The following is an 18,861-nucleotide window of genomic DNA, read 5'->3' as shown; positions in this document are numbered from 1 at the left end:
CCGCGGTGCGCCGCCGCTACCGATTGAGCATCGCCGCCACGATCGCCCCGAGCGCGAGGAAGATTGCACACGCGATCCAGACCCGCTCCTCGGCCCGCTCCGCCGCGTGGGCGACGCTGAATGCCCATCTTAAGGAATGGCTCGATTGACCCCGTCGCGGCTAGAGCGGTTCGCCGCGCTGGTAGTGCCGCGGCCGGCGCCCGCGCTCAGCCGAACGCGCCGGCGAACCACCGCTGGTAATGCGCGCCGAGGATCGGCACCGGCCGTACGGCGCCGCGGACCGCGGCGACAAGGCCGATGATCCAGAGGGGAAAGAGGCCCAGGAGCACGAGAAGCCAGACGAGCCAGCCAAGGATCGGCACGATTGCGCAGACCGACGCCGCAGCGGACGTCAGCAGCAGTCCCAGCATCTGGCGCAGGTGGAAGGCGCCGACGTCCGTCTTGTGCTTCTGGTGCATGAAAATCGCGACGATGAATCCGATGAGGGTGACGTAGCTGACGATTGCGGCGATGCGGTCCTTGGTCACGAGCGATGGCGCTGCGGCCGCTGACATGGGGGTGTCCATGGAAGCTCCTCCTGTGGTTCGGCGGGTCGGTATGGGTGCCCGGTACTGAGGAACGCGCCGAACGCGGGCATTTCCCGTCATGTGGCGCTGACAGAAAGGCGATGAGGAGATCCACGCGGGTCAGCGCACGCGATCGGTGACCCGCGGCGCAGGCGGTCGTGGCGCTCACAGCCCGACGAACGCCAGCGGCGCTGCCTGCTCCAGCCGCTTCCGGTATGGCGCGACGAGCTTGCGCGTTGCCGCCGACGGCGCCGGAGCGCGGCCGGCCGGCATCGTCCCCCCCTCGGCGAGGCGCGGGACGCGGCCCTTTTCCGCCTCAGCGAAGAGCCGCGGCAGGTCGAGCTCTACGATCCGCATGTCGAGCGCCGCGTAAACCTGGCCGCGCACCCAGCGGTACTCCTTGAGCGAAAAGCCGACGTCGTTGAGCGCGTCGATCTGCGCGCGCTTGCCCCTCACGTAGCCCACAGCGAGGTCGCGATACGCGCTGACGAGTGCGGGCAGGTCGGCCGCGGTCGCGCGGTGCTCGTCCCGCAGGTACTCGTGGTAGGTGCGCTCGAGGCGCTGCCCCTCGTCGCCGAGGCGCTGCGCGACCGCCGCCTGCACCTGGAGCAACTGCTGCAACTGCGCCTCGCTCGGCTCGCCGGAGGCCGGCGGCACATAGGTCGCCTGGTTGCGGACCGACCGCTCAAGCTCGGGGATCCGACGGAGCTCCGCGAAGCCGCTCACCGTCGAGCTCACCTTGTGATAGACGAAGTAGGAGCCCGCGACCCCGCCCGCGCCGAGGAGGACCAGCAGCACGACGCATCCGATGGCGACCTTCTTCATTGCTCCTCCCCGCGACGGCGCGAGCGCGCTACTCGCACTGCAGACTCCCCTCGATCCGGACGCCGTCCGCGGTCTCGCCGCGGAACGTCGCGCTGAAGCCGCCGGCGCTCCGCTGCACCTTCGCTTCTCCATGCCCGGTGATCTGCTTGGCATGCTCCGGGTGCGGATCCCGCTCCGCCGGAATGGTGAACACTTCGTACTTGATCTCCGTCTCGGGCGTAGTCCCCTTGGTGAAGACGACGGCGAGCCAGAACTCGTCGGGCCTGGGACTCCGGATTCGCGGTGTGCTGAACCACATATGGGAGAGGTACGGCGGACTCGTGCGCCGGTGCCATCCGGGGGGAGCGTCGGCGACGAAGTCCGCGCCGAACCCATGGTCCTCCGAACCGGCCTCGAAGCTCTCGCATACGGGGCCGACGGTCATCTCGTAGCTGCCCGCCTGCGGCCCGCCGGTGAGCGTGAAGCGCGCTTTGGCACCTTGCGCCGCAGCGGGCAAAGCGGCGCTGACCGATGCGAGCGCGACCAGTGCGCCGAGGCGTATGACACAAGACATCGCGGTTCCCCTGGCTGAGTGTGCGATCGGTGTCACGGGTCACTTGACCCGCGGCAGCACCAGCTTGGCAAACCGCTCGAGCCGCGGCCGCGTCGCTTCGAGCCCCTCGTGGCCGTGCGACATCATGCTGAACGCCACGATCCGCGGGCCGGCATAGACCGCGAGAAAGCCTCGGCGGTTGTTCTCGTCGTCCGGGGAAATGATCGTAAAGAACGCGCGCTGCCCAAGCCCCGCGACCGGCAGCCGTGGTTGCTTACCGGCCTTCAGCAACTCGAGCACCCGGTCGAGCTCCTTATCCAGCGGCTTGGTCTGAATCAGGTCGATCGACCCGCCGTCGTAGTCGCAATGCGGGCCCCACGACATGTCGGTCGCCATTGGATCCGAGGCAAAGCCGCGCATCTGCGGGTCAACCTCGTACGCCTCGTCGAATTCGGCGCTGGTGGCTAGCGAGCAGACGTTCGGCCCCGACCCGGGTTGAACTCCCGGCGTCGTCTGGAGCGCCAGCTTGAGGATGCGCACCAGCGCATCCTTCTGGTCCCCGATGCTGGACAGGGGGCTGCTCTGGAGCGCGACGTGGAAGACGTGGCCGCCGCCGACCGCGGCGGCCTCGCTCCCGCCGCCGCCGTACGCCCATCCCCCGGAGCCGACGTCGATCCGTTCGGCATCGGCGCCGTTCGTGACCTTCGCCGATTTCTTGACCTTGCTGAAGACATCCTCGGCCAACGAGGCCGGATTGCTCCTCAGCTCGATAGTGGTACCCCGGTAGCGACCGGTCATCTCATAGTCGCAGAGATAACTGTCCGGGCTCCCGCCCGCGACCTGCAAGGTGACGGGAAATCCCGCCGCCGTACTCACGTCTTTGAACGAGGGGCAGTAGGACTGTGGGCCACCCCGCTTGGTTGCGGCGGACGTCGCCTGGCCCGATGCGCCGTTCCCGCAGGCGCCGAGGACCACGGTGACCAGGACGAGTTTCAACGACCTGGATGCGGAAGGCATATGCTACCTCCTGAACCTCGTTTGATCGGGTGGTGGTGATCACAGCCGTCCGACGGCGATGCGCGCGAGCCGCACCGCGCCGTCGAAGTCGGTCGAGGAGACGAGAAAGCCCAGCTCGAGGGCGCGGTCGCCCTTGAGGAAGTAGAGCTGGCCGGTCGCGGGATCACCGGCGGCGTCTTCCCAAGGCCCGCTATCGAGGGTGTCTGCCGCGCCGTCGTGCAGGACCGGTGCGACCCGCTCGATCAGTCCACCGATCGCGCGCATCCCGTCGAAGGCCATGCCGCCGTACTCCCAAGTCGGTGTCAGGACGAGTGCGTGGTGTCCGGCCGTGAAGTACGTGCAGCTCTTGCCTTGGGTCATTGCCAGCGGCGTTTCCTCATCGGAGCGATACGGCGGCACGACCAGCTTGCCGAGCACCGGTTCGACCTCCTCCACCTTGAGCAGGACGCAGGGATCGGGACCGGCGGCGGCGGGGGGCTTCGTCGCCGGGAACGGGAGGTCGGGAATGGCGTCGCGGATGTGGTTGGCGATCACGATGCTCTGCTCGCGCGTCACCTCGGCCCCGTGCACCCTCACGCGGACGGTGATATGTCCAAGCTGGCCAAAGAACGATTGTGAGGGCGGGTCGTTGGACCTATCCCATCCGGGAGGCGGAGGCACGGGCGACGCCGCGCGGCGCTCGGCCTCCCTGCACCACGGCATGTTCTTGCTGGCGGAGTCGTCGCACATGTCGTGTCCGATCTTCGCCAACGCCGCGCCCGCTCCGCGCGCCGCCGCCGGATCGTTGTATACCTCGACGTCTACGATTACGCCGCTGGTGTCCGGCTCAGGCGGCGGGAAGGGCGACTCGCCGAGCCGGGCCGCGAGCTGACGACGCACCTCGGCCAACTGATCGTTCCGGTGCGCAATGGCCGTGTCGAGCGGCAGCGGATAGACGCAGCCGTCGTCGGTCGTATACGGAGCTCCGGTCAGCTGGCCGACGATCTTCGCGACCTCGGCGGCGGAGATCCAGCCGCAGGCGTCAGGGGGGCGCGCGGCGGTGCGGACGGGTGACGCCGAGGCGGCGGGAGCCCGGTCGCGGTCGCGCGTGTCCTCGGTGGCCGCGGCAGAGCTGACGGAGCCGGCAGTCGCGACCGAGGCCGGGCTCGCACCGCGGTCGCACGCCGGCAGCAGCGCGAGTGCAGCGAGCGGCAGGATGCGCGAGATGAGGACCGGCATGGTCACCCCGCCCGGCGCAGCTTGGGGACGGCGGCCTGGGCGAGCGCCGTCAGCGTCGCCAGCACCGACTCAGACTTCGCGAGCGGCGAGGCCGCTTCTCGATAAATCGAGAGCCGCCAGTGGCCGACCCGCACAAAGAGCTCGCCGCCCGGTGCCTCCTTGGCACTCTCTACGAAGAACGCATCGTCACCGAGTCCGGCGACTGCCCGGGCCGTCTTCCCGTGGTCGATCACCTGCTTGAGCGCGGCACCCTTGGGCTCCTTCGGACTGACGTTGGACCAGAGGACGACGGAGCTGTGCGGGCTGGTCCGCTGCCAGTAGCACGTCGTGACGGGATCGCCCGCCTTGTAGCTGCCTGGCGAGGGCGCACCCGGGTCGCGGTTCCCCGAAAGAGTCTTGATCTCCTCCCGGGTGAGGACGGAACACGCATCCACGCGGGCGGACTGCGCGGACAGCATCGCTCCCGGAGTGAACGCGCAGGTCGCGGCTAGGGCGGAGCTCAGAGCTGCTTTCTTCCACATAGCGGCCTCCGGTGAGCATTGAGTTCGCTCTGGCCCGTTCGTGCCGGCGTCAATGGCAGCCACGGACCAGCTCAACCCGGCGGTTGCGCGCGCGGCCCTCGATCGTGGCGTTCGACTCCTTCGGCCGGGTGGCGCCGTAGCCGACCGCACCCCACGCATGCGTGTCCACGCCGTGCCGCTCGGCCAGGCGCGCGCGCACCGCCTCGGCGCGCCGCCGGGAGAGCGCCTGGTTGGCGGCGGCGGTCCCCACGCTGTCGGTGTGGCCTTCGACGGTGAACGTCCACTCGGGATGTTGCGCGAGGATGCGGGCGAGCTCGGACAGCGCGCGGTCGGAAATCGGATCGATGGCTGCGGTGCCGAACGCGAAATAGATGCCTGGCAGCTCCAGGCGGCACCGTTCTTTCAATTGCCGGATCATGGCTTGTCGTTCGGGGGGCGTGCCCTCGCCGGCTGGCAGCATGGCGTGGCCTTCGGGTGGCGCGCCCTTGCCCGCCGGCGGCTCGACGGGGAAATCGGCGCGCACCATCTGGAAGACGTCCTCTCCAAACACGGACTTGAGCAGCAGCGGGTGAGCGCTGTCGGCCAGCACCCAGAGCTCCCAATCCGACCGCTTGAGTCCGTTGGCGAAGTCTCCATGCAGGTGCAGCGCCGGCACCGCTGCCCGTTCGCCGTTCACGATCAGCGAGAACGGCTCGGGATTGGCCGAGACCCTCTTCAACGTTCCTTTGTAGCGGGTACGCTGCTGGCCGAACATCGCGCCGAACGCCGCGGGAGTCCGGTCCGCCGCCGACACTGATTGCGGCCCAACCATCATGCTGAATGGCGTGCTGCCGACCTCGCGCAATTGCCGATAGACGGCGGACGACACCGAGAGGGCGGTGAACCCGGGGCGGTCCACCTCGTCCTTGCCGAAGATGTCGTCGAACCGCGGCGCGCCGGCCAAGTCGTTCGCGCGGACGAAACGCTTGCGGAAACCGCTCGTGGTATCGCCCTCGGCCGTGACCGTCCGCTCGTGCCAGGCGTAGTGGACGCCGCTGGTGTCCGCGCTCGCGATCTCGAGGACATCCTCGCGCTCGGCGCGCGGGGAGTGGAGGACCGAGCCGAGGACCAGGCCCTGAACCAGCGGGATTCGCCGCGCGCCGTCCTGCGCCCGCGCGGCCGAGCTTGGGAACGTGCCTACGAGCGCAATGACGAGGCTCCACTGGCGCGGGGTGACCGGCACTTCACGCCGCCTTCCAACCACACGCCGCTCGCGATCTCGCGGCTGAACGTCGCGTTGAGCTTGTCGCCCGCGCTTGGAGACCACCCATGCGGGTGATGCGGGGCTCTTGCTCTTGCGCCTCGAGGCGCGCACCGGGCCACATGCTGCGCCTCACTACTTCCGGCCAAGGATGAATGTCCCCGGCATGCCGACGAGGCCAGCTCCTGGGCTGCCGAGCGGGAAGGCTCGGACCAAGCCCACGCCGCTCGGCGTCGTGCCTGCCTCGACGGTCGTGGCGCCCGCAGCGTTACCGAGCTGCAGGTAACCGCCGCCGCTCGCTTCCTGGGTCAGCGCCACCACGGTCACGGAGTTGGCGTTCGACAGGTTGAGGATCGGCTTGCCGTCTTCGGCGACGTCAAACGATCCTCGCGCCTTTCCGTCCTTGCGCAGGACGAACCCCGCGAATTTGCCATTGACGCCCATGACCGTTTCGAGCGCTCCGGTGCCGTCGCGCGCCTTAATGAAGCCGCCATCAGCCAAGGCGGACGCCGCGACGACCGTTCGGCTCTGGTTGTCCATGAGCACCAGTCCACGCGGCTCCGCACGAACGGCGAAAATGGTCTTCCCCGCCTTATCTACCACGGTGAACGGGGCGACGATGCGGCTCGTGACCTGGGTGGCCAGCGCGTCGGTGCGCGACGCAGCCTGGCGAGATGCCGCGGCCACTTGTTCCGATAGCGCGGCCACCTGCCGTTTCAAGGCCGGCACGTCGCCATCCGACTTCACATCGTCCGGCGCGTCGGGCTGCTCGGGTTCCGCCTTCGCCAGCACGTATTCGGTCGAGCCGGGCGTGCACCGGCCGGAACGCTGGAGCCGGAGCACCTGGTCGGCTCCGACGCACACGTGTACACCGTCGCCGCCCGCACTCAGCAGGTGGGTGACGAGCGCTCCCATGAGCAGCAGTCCCGCACGTCCCGAGATGGTCATCGTGGCAGACCCTCCTTCAGGAATGCTGCCGCGCGATGGCGGCGACTATCGTTTCGGCACCCTGCTGCACCAAGGGAGTCAGCACGTCCTCACCGTCGGATTTGGCTTTCCGCTTCACTTGCTGTTCGACGACCACCTTGCCGTCCGAGGTCTCGAGCCGATATCCAAGGGTGAGCTGGTCATTGTTGTGCACCGCGAAGGCATAGTTGTAGGCCGCCTGTCCCGCAGCGCCGTATGCCGCCTGCCCGGCGATCCGCCCCGCGGCCGAGCCGCTGGTCACCCCGGCTTCCCAAGCGCCCTGCTGGGCGGCACCCGCAGCCATGCGGCCAAGGACGCCCCCTCCGCTGCGCTTGTGCTCGTGCTTGAAGGTGGTGAGCAGGAGGTAGGGACAGGTTGCCTGGCGGGCCTCTTCGCGCACCTGTGAGGCGAGTCGGGCAGAGAGTGACTGTGGACGAAGCGACGGACCGGTCAGGAAGCTGGTGAACGCATCGCGGACCGCGTTGGCGGCCGTCGTAGCGTCGCCCACGCTGGCCTCGACGCTCGCCGGGGCCAGACAGATGCGTGTGGTATCCCCGCCGCTGGAGAGCAACACGATCAGCATGGGCAGCACGTCGTAAAGCATGGGCATCTCCTTGCGCAACTCGCGCGCTGATTGGTGGCGCCCCGGCGACGGTTCCCTCGTCCGAACGGGCTCCATTGACCAACGCGAAATCGCGCCTGAAATTCCCTCACAAAGGCCGACTCCCCCTTTCCGCTCGTCCGCCGCGCCGCCGCGGTCACGACCGCACGCACGGCGTTCGCCATCGACGGCGCGCGGCTCACGACCGCGGGCTACGCCGAGTCGCCTCCCAAGGATCGGAACGACACGCCCGCGGGCCGGGCCCGCAACCGGCGGGTGGAGTTGGTCCGACTGCAAGGCTCGCCCGGTCCGCGCCCCGGGGCCGCCCCTCCCGTTCTCATATGCTGCCCTATTGAGCAACCCCGAATTGCGCCGTAAACTCCCGGGAGCCGCACGCACCACCGTCACTCCTTCAGCGACCCCAATGAGCGATCCGGCCCCGGAGCGCACCACCGCCGTCACCGACTGGCTCCTCGAGCTGGGCCGGGGCGACAAGCCTGGCCTGGATCAGATGCTCCCCGTCCTCTACGACGAGCTGCACCGGCTCGCGGCCCTCTATGTGAGCCACGAGGGCACGGGGCACACCCTGCAGCCCACCGCGCTGGTGCACGAGGCCTACCTGCGCCTCATCGACCAGCGGCGGGTGGACTGGCGCAACCGCGCGCAGTTCCTCGGCGTGGCCGCGGGGATCATGCGGCGGATCCTGGTGGACCACGCCCGCGCCCGGGCGGCCCAGAAGCGCGGCGGCGGTGCGGAGCTCGTCTCGCTCAGCCTGGTCGAGGCGCCGTCCGGGCGCCCGGAGGTGGAGCTGATCGCGCTCGAGCAGGCGCTCGAGCGGCTCACGGCGCTCGACCCGCGCAAGGCGCAGGTGGTGGAGCTCAAGTTCTTCGGCGGACTGTCGGGCCGGGAGATCGCTGAGGTGCTGGGGATCTCGGATGCCACGGTGGAGCGGGAGTGGGCCTTCGCGCGGGCCTGGCTGTATACCGCCATCGACGGAGCCGCCGGGTGACCTCGACCCGCTGGGAGCGGCTCAACAGCGTGTTCCAGCACGCCCTCGCGCTCCCGGCCAACGAGCGCGCGGACTTCGTCAGCCGGAGCTGCGCCGACGATCCGGCGCTGGCGGCGGAGGCGTCCCTCCTGGTCGCGGCGCACTCGCGCGAAGAAGGGCTGATGGAGCAGCCCGCGATCGTCGCCGCGGGACTCTGCCCTGACGACGAGCCACCCGCGTTCGCCGGCCGGCGCTTCGGGCCGTACCGGCTGCTGCGCGAGATCAGCCGCGGCGGCATGGGCGCCGTCTACCTCGCCGAGCGCGCGGATGGCGCCTTCGAGCAGCGGGTCGCGCTCAAGCTCATCAAGCGCGGCATGGACTCCGACCAAGTGCTGGCTCGGTTCCGGGCCGAGCGGCAGATCCTCGCCTCGCTCGAGCACCCCAACATCGCGCGGCTCCTCGACGGCGGCGCGTCCGACGATGGGCAGCCGTACTTCGTGATGGAGTACATCGGCGGCCGGCGGATCGACGAATACGCGCACGCCGGACGACTTTCCACCGCGGCCAGGCTCGGCCATTGGCTGCAGGTCTCGGGAGCGGTGAGCTACGCGCACCAGCACCTGGTGGTGCACCGGGACATCAAGCCCGCCAACATCCTGGTCACGCCGGACGGCACGCCCAAGCTGCTGGACTTCGGCATCGCGCGGCTGCTCGATCCGAATGCGGACGCGGCGTCCACGCTCACCGAGCTGCGCATGCTGACGCCGGAGTACGCGAGTCCCGAGCAGATCGAGGGGCGTCACGCCACCACCGCGAGCGACGTGTACTCGCTGGGCGTCGTGCTGTACGAGCTCCTGACCGGGCGGTTGCCCTACCGCACCCGGAGCCGCTCACCCAAGGACATCGCCGAGGCGATCTGCACCACCGAGCCGGTACGACCGAGCCTTGCCGCGGGGATCGAACCGGGCCTGGCCAAGCGACTCCGCGGCGATCTCGACACCATCCTGCTCACCGCGCTCCGGAAAGAGCCGGCCCGGCGGTACGCCTCGGTGGAGCAGTTCGCGGGCGACGTGCGCCGTCATCTCGAGGGGCTGCCGGTGCGCGCGCGGCCCGATACGTTCGGCTACCGGGCCGGGAAGTTCGTCCGCCGTCATCTTGCCGCCGTGGCGACGACGACGCTATTGGCGCTCGCGCTGGTCATCGGCGCCGCCGGCATCGCCTGGGAGGCGCGCCAGGCGCGGGCCGCGCAGGCGCGCGCGGAGCGCCGCTTCAACGACGTCCGCGAGCTCGCCCATGCCGTGCTGTTCGACTATCACGACGCGATCAAGGACCTCGCCGGCGCCACGCCGATCCGCGAGCGGCTGGTGCGGGACGGACTCCGCTACCTGGACACGCTCGCACGGGCGGCTCAGGGGGACCGCTCGCTGCAGCGCGAGCTGGCGAGCGCGTATCAGCGTGTGGGCGACCTGCAGGGGGGCGACCTCACGGCCAACCTGGGAGACACGAAAGGAGCGCTCAAGAGCTACGGCAAGGCGGTGCGGATCCTCGAGGGCCTGGTCGCGGCCGACTCAGCCGACTCGCGGAGCCGGCGCGGGCTGGCGCGCGTGCTGGTGGACCTGGGACAGCTCCAGTTCGACACCGGCGACGTGGAGGGCGCGCTGGCCCTCGCGCGGCGCGCCGAGGCGGTGCTCGCGCCGCTCGGCACTGCGCGGCTTGACGCCGGGCTCCGGCTCGAGCTCGGCGCGGCCGATGACCTAATGGGCGTGCTCCTGCTCGAGACCGGCGAGGCCCAGGCGTCGGCCGAGCAGCACCGCGCCGCGATCGCGAGACTCGAGCGGGCGCCGCCATCGGAACGGAGCAGCCCCGCCCTCAGGCGGGCGCTCTCGGTCGCCCACCACCACCTGGGCGACGCGCTGGCCCAGATCTCGGGCGCGGCCGCCGCGCTCCCGAGCTTCGAGCGGGCCCGCGCAATCCGCGCCGGGCTCGTGGCGGAGTTTCCCCACAACGACGACTACCTCCATCTGCTCGGCACGAGCGATTACTGGATCGGCATGGCCCTGGCCGAGATGGGGCGCTACCAGGAGGCGCTGGCCCGCCACCGGTCGAACGCGGCGCTCGACAGTGCGCAGCTCGCGCTCGACCCCCGGAACGTCGCCAAGCGGAGCGGACTCGCCTTCGACCTCGCCCGGGTGAGCGACATGCGACTCCAGCTCGGCCAGCCGGCCGCGGCGCTCGAGGGCTACCGCCAGACGCTCGCGATCCGCTCGGCGGACTTCCGAACCGACTCGACCAATGTGTTCAAGCGGTTCCAGTTCATCGAGAGTCAGGCCGGGATCTGCCGCGCCGAGGCCGCGCTCGCGCCGGCACGCGCCGAGGAGGAGTGCGGACGGGCGGCGGAGCTCATGCGCGAGACGGCGCTCGATCCTTCAAACGCGGGCTATCGCGGGTACCTGGCGGGCGCGTACTCCGACCTGGCGGGAGTGTATGACTCGCTGGCCCTGCGCGGTGGCCGCAGGGAGCGGGGGCGGCGCGCGCGCACCGCGCTCGACCTCTACCGGCAGAGCTCGGCGATCTGGTCGGACCTCGAGGTGCGGAAACTCGTGAACCCCACGGATACCGGCCGCGTGTCCGCTGCGAGGCAGGCGGTCGCGCGGGCGGAGGCGGCGGTCAGGCGATCGCAGTGAACGCCGGATCGGCCCGCTGCGAGCGCCTGAGGTGGCCCGAGGATTATCAGAAGGGCGCGCGCTTCAGCGAACCCGGCGGCTCCCGGAATTACCAGGCCCTCACACAGACGATTCAGGCCTGCATGCAGCGCCGCAGGCCATCGCCACCAGCGTATCCGTCCCGGAGCTGAACGTCCTCGACTGCAATCAGAGTTGCGGTAACGTTACCGGCGGGTTCCGGATCATGCACCACTTCCTACCCTGGCGAGACCGAAGCGGGCGGCCCGGGCGTGGCGGAGCCCGCGCTACCCCACCACCAGGCTCAGCAACCGATCCGGCACCAGAATCGTCTTCCGGACCTCCTTCCCTTCCACGAACCGCTTGACCGCGGCATCAGCCAGCGCGGCGGAGACCGCGTCGTCCTGCGCCGCGCCGCGCCGCACGCGCACCTTGGCGCGGGTTTTCCCGTTGATCTGGACGGGCAGCTCGATCGTGTCCTCGATGGTGAGCCGCTCTTCCCACGGAGGCCACTTCGCATCGAAAACCGACATGTCGTGCCCCAGCCGCTCCCAGCACTCCTCGGCGAAGTGCGGCGCCAGCGGCGCGAGCATGATCACCATCTCCTCCACCACCTCGCGCTCGCGGCAGTTCTCCTCGCGCATCAGGTTCAGCAATTCGGTGATCGCCGCGATGGCGGTGTTGTACTTGAGCTCCTCCAGGTCCTCGGTGACCTTCTTCTTGGTCCGGTGCCACTTGATAAGGATCTCCGGGTGGATCTCGCCGCCGCAGGCGTCCTCGCGGATCGAATCCGCTACGAGCTGCCAGATCTTGTCGAGCATGCGGCGCGGGCCGCTGATGCCGGCGTCGCGGAAGTCCCCGCCCTCCTGGAACGGGCCCAGGCCCATGAGATAGAGCCGGAACGTGTCGGCGCCCCATTTGGCGATGTACTCATCGGGTACCACGACGTTGCCGCGGCTCTTCGACATCTTGGCCCCGTCCTTCACGATGAGGCCGTGCGCGCGGAACTTCCGGAACGGCTCGTCGAAGTCGATGTAGCCCAGCTCGTGCAGCACCATCGAGATGAACCGCGAATAGAGCAGATGCAGCACCGCGTGCTCGTTGCCGCCGATGTAAGCGGTGACCGGGAGCCACTTGCGGGTGAGCGCCGGGTCGAACGGTTGCGTGTCGTCGCCGGTGCTCGGGTAGCGCAGGTAGTACCACGAGGAGTCGAGGAAGGTGTCGGAGACATCGGTCTCGCGGCGGCCGCGACGGCCGCATTCGGGGCACGCGGCGTAGTACCACTCCTCGTGCCGCGCGAGCGGCGAGACGCCGCTGTCGTCGGGGCGAAAGTCCTCGATGATCGGAAGCAGGACGGGCAGATCCTTCTCCGGCACCGCCACCGGGCCGCATGCGTCGCAGTAGATGATCGGGATCGGCGGCCCCCAGTAGCGCTGGCGTGAGATGCACCAGTCGTGCAAACGATACTGTGCGACGCCACGGCCGGCGCCGATCGACTCGAGCCACCCGGTGATGGCGCGCTTGCCATCGGGCACCGACAGCCCGGTGAATCGGGCGGAGTTGACGAGACGACCCATCTCCGTGTCGGTGTAGGCCGCGTCCAGCGTGCCGGCTGACCCGCCCGCCGGGGCGTCAGCAGATCCGCCGGGCTCGGCGATCACCGGCACCACGTCGAGCCCGAACTTCCGGGCGAACTCGAAGTCGCGCTCGTCGTGCGCCGGCACGGCCATGATGGCACCGGTGCCGTACTCCATCAGCACGTAATCGGCGATCCAGACGGGAATGCGGGCGCCGGTGGCCGGGTTGGTCGCATAGCCGCCGGTAAAGACGCCGGTCTTGTCGCGCTCGCCAACCTTGCGTGAGACCAGGTCCTGCTTGGCCGCCTGCGCGCGGTATGCGTCCACCGCGTCCCGCTGGCCCGGCGCCGTGAGCGCGTCGACCAGCGGGTGCTCCGGCGCCAGCACCATGAACGTGGCGCCGAATATGGTGTCGGGGCGCGTGGTGTAGACCCGGATGGCCGGCGTATCCTCCGAGCCGTCGGCCTGGCCGCCATCGACCGGAAAGTCGATTTCCGCGCCCTCCGAGCGGCCGAGCCAGTTGCGCTGCGCCGTGACGGTGCTCTCGGACCAGTCCATCCTGGAGCGGTCGTCGAGATCGGCAAGCAATCGATCTGCGTACTCGGTAATGCGGAAGAACCACTGGTCGAGCATGCGCTGTTCGACCGCGGCGCCGCAGCGCTCGCAGTGGCCGTTGATCACCTGCTCGTTGGCGAGCACGGTCTTGTCGTTCGGGCACCAGTTCACGGCCGCGCGCCGCTTGTACGCCTTTCCCGCCCGGTAGAGCTGCAGGAAGATCCACTGGGTCCACCGGTAGTAATCGGGATCGGTGGTCGAGAGCTGGTGGCGCCAGTCGAACATGCCGCCGATGCGCTTCAGCTGGCGGCGGAAGTTCTCGATATTGCGCGGGATGAGCTCGGCCGGATTGACGCCGACCTTGATCGCATAGTTCTCGCTGTGGATGCCGAACGCATCGAAACCCATCGGCTCGAAGACGTCGTAGCCACGGAGGCGCTGGAAGCGGCCGTAAACGTCGCTCCCCGTAAACGCAAACATGTTCCCCACGTGCAAGCCCTCGGCCGAGGGATAGGGAAACATCATCAGGTTGTAGAACGGCCGGCGGGCGCGCTCGAGATCGGGCTCGTTGGTGTGGCGCTCGGCCCAGCGGGCCTGCCATTTGGCTTCGACGGCGTCGGGGTGGTAGGCGCCGTCGGCGCGGACGCCGGGCGTGGTCGGTTCGGTGCGGGACATAGGACGCGAAATCTACAACGGGGGCCGCCTTGCCCGCGCGAGCACCGCTTCTCTAACTTCCGGCGGCTCCCCCACCACATACCACCGGACACATGGCATCCTCGCCCCGGGGCTTCGTACGGCAGCTTCACCTGATCGGCTTGGGCGCGTCGGCCCTGCTGGCCGCGACCGCCGGCGTCGCGCTCTGGCTCGCCTGCCGCGAGCCGGGCGGCGCCGCTCCGGCTGCGGTGGCCGGCGGCGCCGGCGCGGTGTTCCTCGTGGGCGTGCTGCTCGAGCAGGTGCTGGTGCGGCTGCTCCTCTCGCGCGTGCTACGGCAGACCGGGATCGCCGCCAGGGTGGCAAGTAAGGTGGCGCAGGGCGATCTCACGGTGGCCCTGAGCGGCGGCGCCGATGACGCCCTCTCCAAATCGATTGCCACCATGGTGCGGCAGCTCCGCGAGCTGGTGGGCGCCATGCATGCGCACGCGCACGAGGCGGCGGCGCTCTCGGAGGAGATCGCCGCTTCGACCGAGCAGATGACCGCCTCGACCGAGCAGGTCGCGGGCACCACCGGCGACCTGACCGAGCGGGCCAACCAGCAGGCCGTCATCGTGCGCGCCGCGGCCGAGGACACGCTCAAGATCCTCGGCATTGCGCAGGAGCTGGCCGCCGGCGCCACCCAGGCGGCCGAGCGGAATGCCGCGCTGGTCCGGTCTGCCAAAGGGCATCGCGAGCGGCTCGATGCGAGCACCACCCAACTGGCCCAGCTCGCCGAGGAGAGCGAGCGGGGCGCGACGGAGGCGGAGGCCCTGGCCGCGGCCTCGAGCGAGATCGAAAAGTTCGTGGCCCAGACCAAGTCGATCGCCAAGCGGACGCACATGCTCGCACTCAACGCCTCCATCGAGGCGGCGCGTGCCGGCGAGGAGGGGCGCGGGTTCAGCGTCGTGGCCGAGGAGGTCAGGAAGCTGGCCGACCAGGCGGCCCAGTCGGCGACGGCGACGAGCACCACGGTCCAGAGCGTGCTCGAGCGGGTGCGCACGGCGCGCGAGCGGTTGCTCCGGCTCGGCCAGAGCGGGATCGCCGCACGGGAGGCCGCGCACGCGGCCGCCGAGGGCCTGCAGGGCGTGGTGGAGGATGCCGAGCAGAACGACCACTGGACCCGGCGCATCTCGGCGTCGGCGGAGGAGGTGCGAGGTTTGGTCGAGGGCATCGCGGGCCGGATGCGCGAGGTGTCCGCGGGAACCGAAGACTACGCCGCGGCGGCCGAGGAGATTGCGGCGGCAGCCGAGGAGCTCAACGCCTCCACCGAGGAGATCTCGAGCTCCGCGTCGCGCCTCGCGACGGCGGGAGAGCAGTTCTCGGCCGCGGCGAGCCGGTTCCGCCTGGAGTAGCCGCCGCTCAGGCCACCAGTCGCAACGAGCGGCTAGCGGGTTGCGGTGTCCGCTGGAGTCGGCGGCGGGGAAGGTCGCGCGCGCGGGGGCTTGCCGAAGTCCGCGTCAGCGATGTGGGCGTTGATGTCGACATCGTCGAGGAGGATCCGCCGCTTGTGGCGCGACCCCTGGGCGCCGGACTCGATATCGAACGGCACCATCACCCCGTTGACGCTTCGGTACTCCCGGAAGTGCGACTCCACCACGACGTCCTGACCGTTGCGCCGGACGGTTTCGTCGCGCCGCACCTCGAGGAACGTGCGGCTGTCGATGTAATCGTAGCGGACGCTGCTGTCGGGTAGCGTGATCTTGAGCTTGAACGCGTCGTGGCCGTCCACGTGCTCCTTGCCCTCGAGAGCGACGCTGTTGCCCTTGGCCTTGTAGTCCACCAGAGGACCCTCGAAGTCGGCGCTCCCGGCCATCGACTTGAGCTCGTCGCCGTCGATCGGGTGTGCCTCGCTCGAGCGGCTCGAGGGGTCGAGCACCCACCCCGACTTGCCGTCCGTCGTGCGCACGACCGTCGTTCCCTGCCTCGTCACCTGCTCGCGCATGCGCCCCGGCCGCTCCATCTCGACCATGAACGGCCCTGGCGCGTCGCCATCGTACGCGATCTTGCCCGAGAGCCGCTGGGAGTGCATCGCCTTGATGCGATCGGCGCCGCCGCGCGCGGCGACGGCCCGCTCCACGACGTCGTCCGCGGTCTGCGCGGAGGCCGGGCGGACGGCGCAGGTCAGGGCGAACGCGAGCACGAGCGCGGCGGCCGACGCGAGCGCCTGCATCAGGCGAGGCGCCTCAGCGCGCATCCACGAGCCGGCGGAACTCCGGCCGGCGGTGGAGCGGGGCAAAGGTGGGGTCGACGCGCAGCCAGCCCGGCGACAGATAGCAGGGAACGCGCAGCAGCGGCTCAAGCTGATCGAGCGCATCGTCGGGGCGGCCAGCGAGCAGGTAAATGCGGGCCAGCTGGTGCTGATAGTACGCGCCATCGTCGGCATCCTCGGCCAATGGGCGGAGGGCGACGGCGCGCCGGCCTTGAGCGATGGCCTCGGCGGCGTGACCGCCATAGGCGAGCGCGAGCCCGAGCAGCGCGACGGACTCCGGATCGTCCGGCGTCACCGTGAGCTGCCGCTCGAAGGCGTCGCGCGCGGAGTCGGCGTACACTCTTGCGGCCGCATGCTCGCCGCGAAGCGCGTGGGCCTCGGCCAGGGCGAGCGCGCGGTTGCCCTGATTGCCTCCGAAGTACTCGACCGGAAGCTTGAGGAGCACGCGCTGCTGATCCGCGTTCAGCACCCAGTAGAGATCGCCGTACGTGGCGAGATAGGCGTAGAGCGTGCCCGGGTCCATGTCGGGGGGCGCACCGTCGAGGATGGCGCGCGCGCCGCGCAAATCGCCCCGGGCGAGCGCGAGCATGACTTGCTGCTGGAGCAACTGGATCGACGTGGGCGAGAGCGCGCGCCATCGCTCGAGCGCGGCCTCAGCTTCCGGGTAGCGGCGTAGCCAGATGAGGGTGCGCGCAAGCCGGCGCGCGGCGCGCACCGATCTCGGATCGAGCGCGAGCGCCTCGCGATAGTGCGCCAGCGCTTCGTCCCAGCGCCCCAGGCTCTGCTCGGTGCCCGCGACCGCGCCCAGCAACTCGGCGCTGTTGGGAGCCGCCGTGCGGCCGAGCCGGTAGTCCTCCGCGGCACGGGCCAGATCGCCGCGGACGTAGCGCTCGTAGTCACCCAGGGCGAGCCGGCCCTCGGGGGCGTTCGGCGCAAGAGCGACGGCGCGCTCGGCGGCCGCGCGCGCGCGCGCGATTTCGACCGAGTCCCGTACCCCGTTGTTGAAGCGAAAACTGTGAACTCGCGAGAGCTGGGCCCACGCGGGTGCGAGGGCGGAGTCGAGCACGACGGCCTGCTCGTAGTAGCCAAGGGCACGCTGGAGCGTGGCGGGATCGCTCTCGCCCAGCCTGCCGGAAATCGCCTCGCCGTGGAGAAAGGCGTCGTAGGCGGGAACGCTTGCGGTGGGCGCGCGGGCCAGCATGCGCCGCTCGGTCTCGCCCATTGCCACGCCGAGCGTCTGGGCGACGTGTCCCGCGATATCGGCCTGCACCCGGAAGATGTCGGGGAGCGCGGCCTCGTAAGGCTGCTGCCACGCAGTCACCGCCGCGCCGCTCGGCGCGATGCGCACGAGCTCGGGGCTCACCTGCACGCGGGCGGCCTCCTCGGCGCGGGAGCTCGCGGCCGCGGCGCGCGGATCCGGAATCCGATGGATCGTCCCAACCAGCAGGTAATCCACCCCGAGCTCGCGCGCGATCTGTTCCGGCGGTTTGGCCGAGCCGCTGTAGTGCCGCGTGCTCGCGCTCGCGATCACCTGCAGCCCGTGCAGCCGGGCGAGCTTGCCCCGCACGGCGTCGGTGACGCCGTCCGCGAAGTAACGGTCGGCCGAGTCGCCGCGGTTGTCGAACGGCAGCACGGCGAGCCGGACGGGCGCGGTGGCGGCACCCATGGCCCCGGCCTCTTCGCCGGCGCGCGCCGTATGATCCTGGCGCCAGAGCGCGACGCCGCCCAGAAGCAGCAGCAGCGCGACCGCCGCGGCCGGCAGCACGGCGGCGAGACCCGGCCACCGGCGTTCGGAGGCAGGGGCCGCCAGATCTGCGGTGAGCGCGCGGGCGAATTCCGCCGCCGAGCCGAAGCGGTCGGCGGGATCGCGGGCAAGCGCACGCAAGACCGCGTGGTCCACCGCCTCGGGCACGGTGCGGCGGAGGCGGCGCACGCTCGGCACCGGATCGCTGATCCGCTTCGCGAAAATCGTCTGCGGCGTGAGGCCCGGATACGGCGGCTCGCCCGCGAGCATCTCGTACAGCACGCAGCCGAGCGAGTACACGTCGCTCGCGGGGCCGATCTCGCGGGCGCCGCTCGCCTGCTCGGGGCTCATGTAGGCCGGCGTGCCGACGCTCACGCCGGGCTCGGTGAGGTCGTCGTGGTCGACGCCGTCGAGTGCCCGCGCAATCCCGAAATCGGCGACGAGGGTGGTGCCGTCGCGGGTGAGCATCAGGTTGGCGGGCTTCACGTCGCGATGCACCACGCCGTGCTCGTGCGCGTACTGGAGCGCGGCCGCCGCCTGCCGGGCGATCTGGCAGGCCTCGTCCACCGGGAGCTGATGCTCGCGCTCGAGGCGCTCGCGCAGGCTCTCGCCCTCGACGTAGGGCATGGTGAACCAGAGCTGCCCCGCGGTTTCCCCCGAGTCGTACACGCTCAGGACGTGCGGGTGCTGGAGCCGCGCGGCAAAGCGGATCTCGCGCTGGAAGCGCTCGGGGCCGAGCGAGGCGGCGAGCTCCGGGTGGAGGAGCTTGAGCGCGACGAGGCGGTCGTGCTTGAGGTCGTGCGCGATGAAGACGGTGGCCATACCGCCGCGGCCGACCGCACGTTCGACGACGTAGCGGTCCGCCAATTCGCTGCGCACATGCTCACGAAGTTCCAGCACCGACGGCACTCAGAGGGGGTCTGTCAAT

General features: G+C 70.2%; 15 protein-coding genes. 3 read left to right on the top strand and 12 right to left on the bottom strand.

The features are described 5' to 3' along the window. Positions 1–206 precede the first annotated feature (206 nt). From VFW66_08050 to VFW66_08010, 9 genes are all read right to left on the bottom strand, one after another. Positions 207–566 (bottom strand): hypothetical protein, encoded by a 360-nt coding sequence (locus VFW66_08050; GenBank protein ID HEX5386633.1) that lies wholly within the window; start codon positions 564–566, stop codon positions 207–209. A 165-nt stretch (positions 567–731) separates the two neighbouring features. Further along, positions 732–1,391 (bottom strand): hypothetical protein, encoded by a 660-nt coding sequence (locus VFW66_08045; GenBank protein ID HEX5386632.1) that lies wholly within the window; start codon positions 1,389–1,391, stop codon positions 732–734. A gap of 28 nt (positions 1,392–1,419) precedes the next feature. Next, entirely contained in the window at positions 1,420–1,944 is a 525-nt protein-coding gene (locus tag VFW66_08040) for a hypothetical protein (GenBank protein HEX5386631.1), read from the bottom strand. 39 nt (positions 1,945–1,983) lie between these two features. Then, on the bottom strand, positions 1,984–2,940 hold the full coding sequence (locus VFW66_08035; GenBank protein ID HEX5386630.1) for a hypothetical protein: 957 nt from the start codon (positions 2,938–2,940) through the stop codon (positions 1,984–1,986). A gap of 39 nt (positions 2,941–2,979) precedes the next feature. Then, positions 2,980–4,158 carry a hypothetical protein gene (locus tag VFW66_08030; GenBank protein ID HEX5386629.1) on the bottom strand — a complete coding sequence of 393 codons (1,179 nt, stop codon included), beginning with the start codon at positions 4,156–4,158 and terminating at the stop codon, positions 2,980–2,982. 2 nt (positions 4,159–4,160) lie between these two features. Further along, the gene (locus VFW66_08025) at positions 4,161–4,592 is read right to left on the bottom strand and encodes a hypothetical protein (protein HEX5386628.1); all 432 of its coding nucleotides are present in this window, start codon (positions 4,590–4,592) and stop codon (positions 4,161–4,163) included. A gap of 136 nt (positions 4,593–4,728) precedes the next feature. Next, positions 4,729–5,901 carry an OmpA family protein gene (locus VFW66_08020; GenBank protein ID HEX5386627.1) on the bottom strand — a complete coding sequence of 391 codons (1,173 nt, stop codon included), beginning with the start codon at positions 5,899–5,901 and terminating at the stop codon, positions 4,729–4,731. Between the two features lie 153 nt (positions 5,902–6,054). Beyond that, positions 6,055–6,867 (bottom strand): hypothetical protein, encoded by an 813-nt coding sequence (locus VFW66_08015; GenBank protein ID HEX5386626.1) that lies wholly within the window; start codon positions 6,865–6,867, stop codon positions 6,055–6,057. Positions 6,868–6,883: 16 nt separating this feature from the next. Next, complete coding sequence (locus tag VFW66_08010; GenBank protein ID HEX5386625.1) at positions 6,884–7,489, bottom strand: hypothetical protein; 606 nt, start codon at positions 7,487–7,489, stop codon at positions 6,884–6,886. Between the two features lie 421 nt (positions 7,490–7,910). On the opposite strand from VFW66_08010, the gene VFW66_08005 reads away from it, so the two are divergent. Beyond that, entirely contained in the window at positions 7,911–8,495 is a 585-nt protein-coding gene (locus VFW66_08005; protein ID HEX5386624.1) for a sigma-70 family RNA polymerase sigma factor, read from the top strand. After that, a complete protein-coding gene (locus tag VFW66_08000; protein ID HEX5386623.1) occupies positions 8,492–11,158 on the top strand; it encodes a serine/threonine-protein kinase in 2,667 nt (888 codons plus the stop codon). Before VFW66_08005 ends, VFW66_08000 begins: the two co-directional genes overlap by 4 nt. A gap of 284 nt (positions 11,159–11,442) precedes the next feature. Here the strand turns inward: VFW66_08000 and leuS are convergent, their stop codons facing one another. Further along, on the bottom strand, positions 11,443–13,962 hold the full coding sequence (gene leuS / locus VFW66_07995; protein HEX5386622.1) for a leucine--tRNA ligase: 2,520 nt from the start codon (positions 13,960–13,962) through the stop codon (positions 11,443–11,445). 92 nt (positions 13,963–14,054) lie between these two features. Here leuS and VFW66_07990 point away from each other — a divergent pair, with 92 nt between their 5' ends. Beyond that, the gene (locus VFW66_07990; protein ID HEX5386621.1) at positions 14,055–15,332 is read left to right on the top strand and encodes a methyl-accepting chemotaxis protein; all 1,278 of its coding nucleotides are present in this window, start codon (positions 14,055–14,057) and stop codon (positions 15,330–15,332) included. Between the two features lie 32 nt (positions 15,333–15,364). Here the strand turns inward: VFW66_07990 and VFW66_07985 are convergent, their stop codons facing one another. Both VFW66_07985 and VFW66_07980 read right to left on the bottom strand, forming a co-directional pair. Next, on the bottom strand, positions 15,365–16,150 hold the full coding sequence (locus VFW66_07985; protein HEX5386620.1) for a hypothetical protein: 786 nt from the start codon (positions 16,148–16,150) through the stop codon (positions 15,365–15,367). A 13-nt stretch (positions 16,151–16,163) separates the two neighbouring features. Next, on the bottom strand, positions 16,164–18,833 hold the full coding sequence (locus VFW66_07980; GenBank protein HEX5386619.1) for a protein kinase: 2,670 nt from the start codon (positions 18,831–18,833) through the stop codon (positions 16,164–16,166). Positions 18,834–18,861 lie beyond the last annotated feature (28 nt).

The organism is Gemmatimonadales bacterium (assembly GCA_036279355.1).
In the GTDB taxonomy this organism is placed as follows: domain Bacteria; phylum Gemmatimonadota; class Gemmatimonadetes; order Gemmatimonadales; family GWC2-71-9; genus DASQPE01.
Note: the sequence above shows the minus strand (reverse complement) of the source record. Positions and strands in the feature narration are given on the sequence as shown.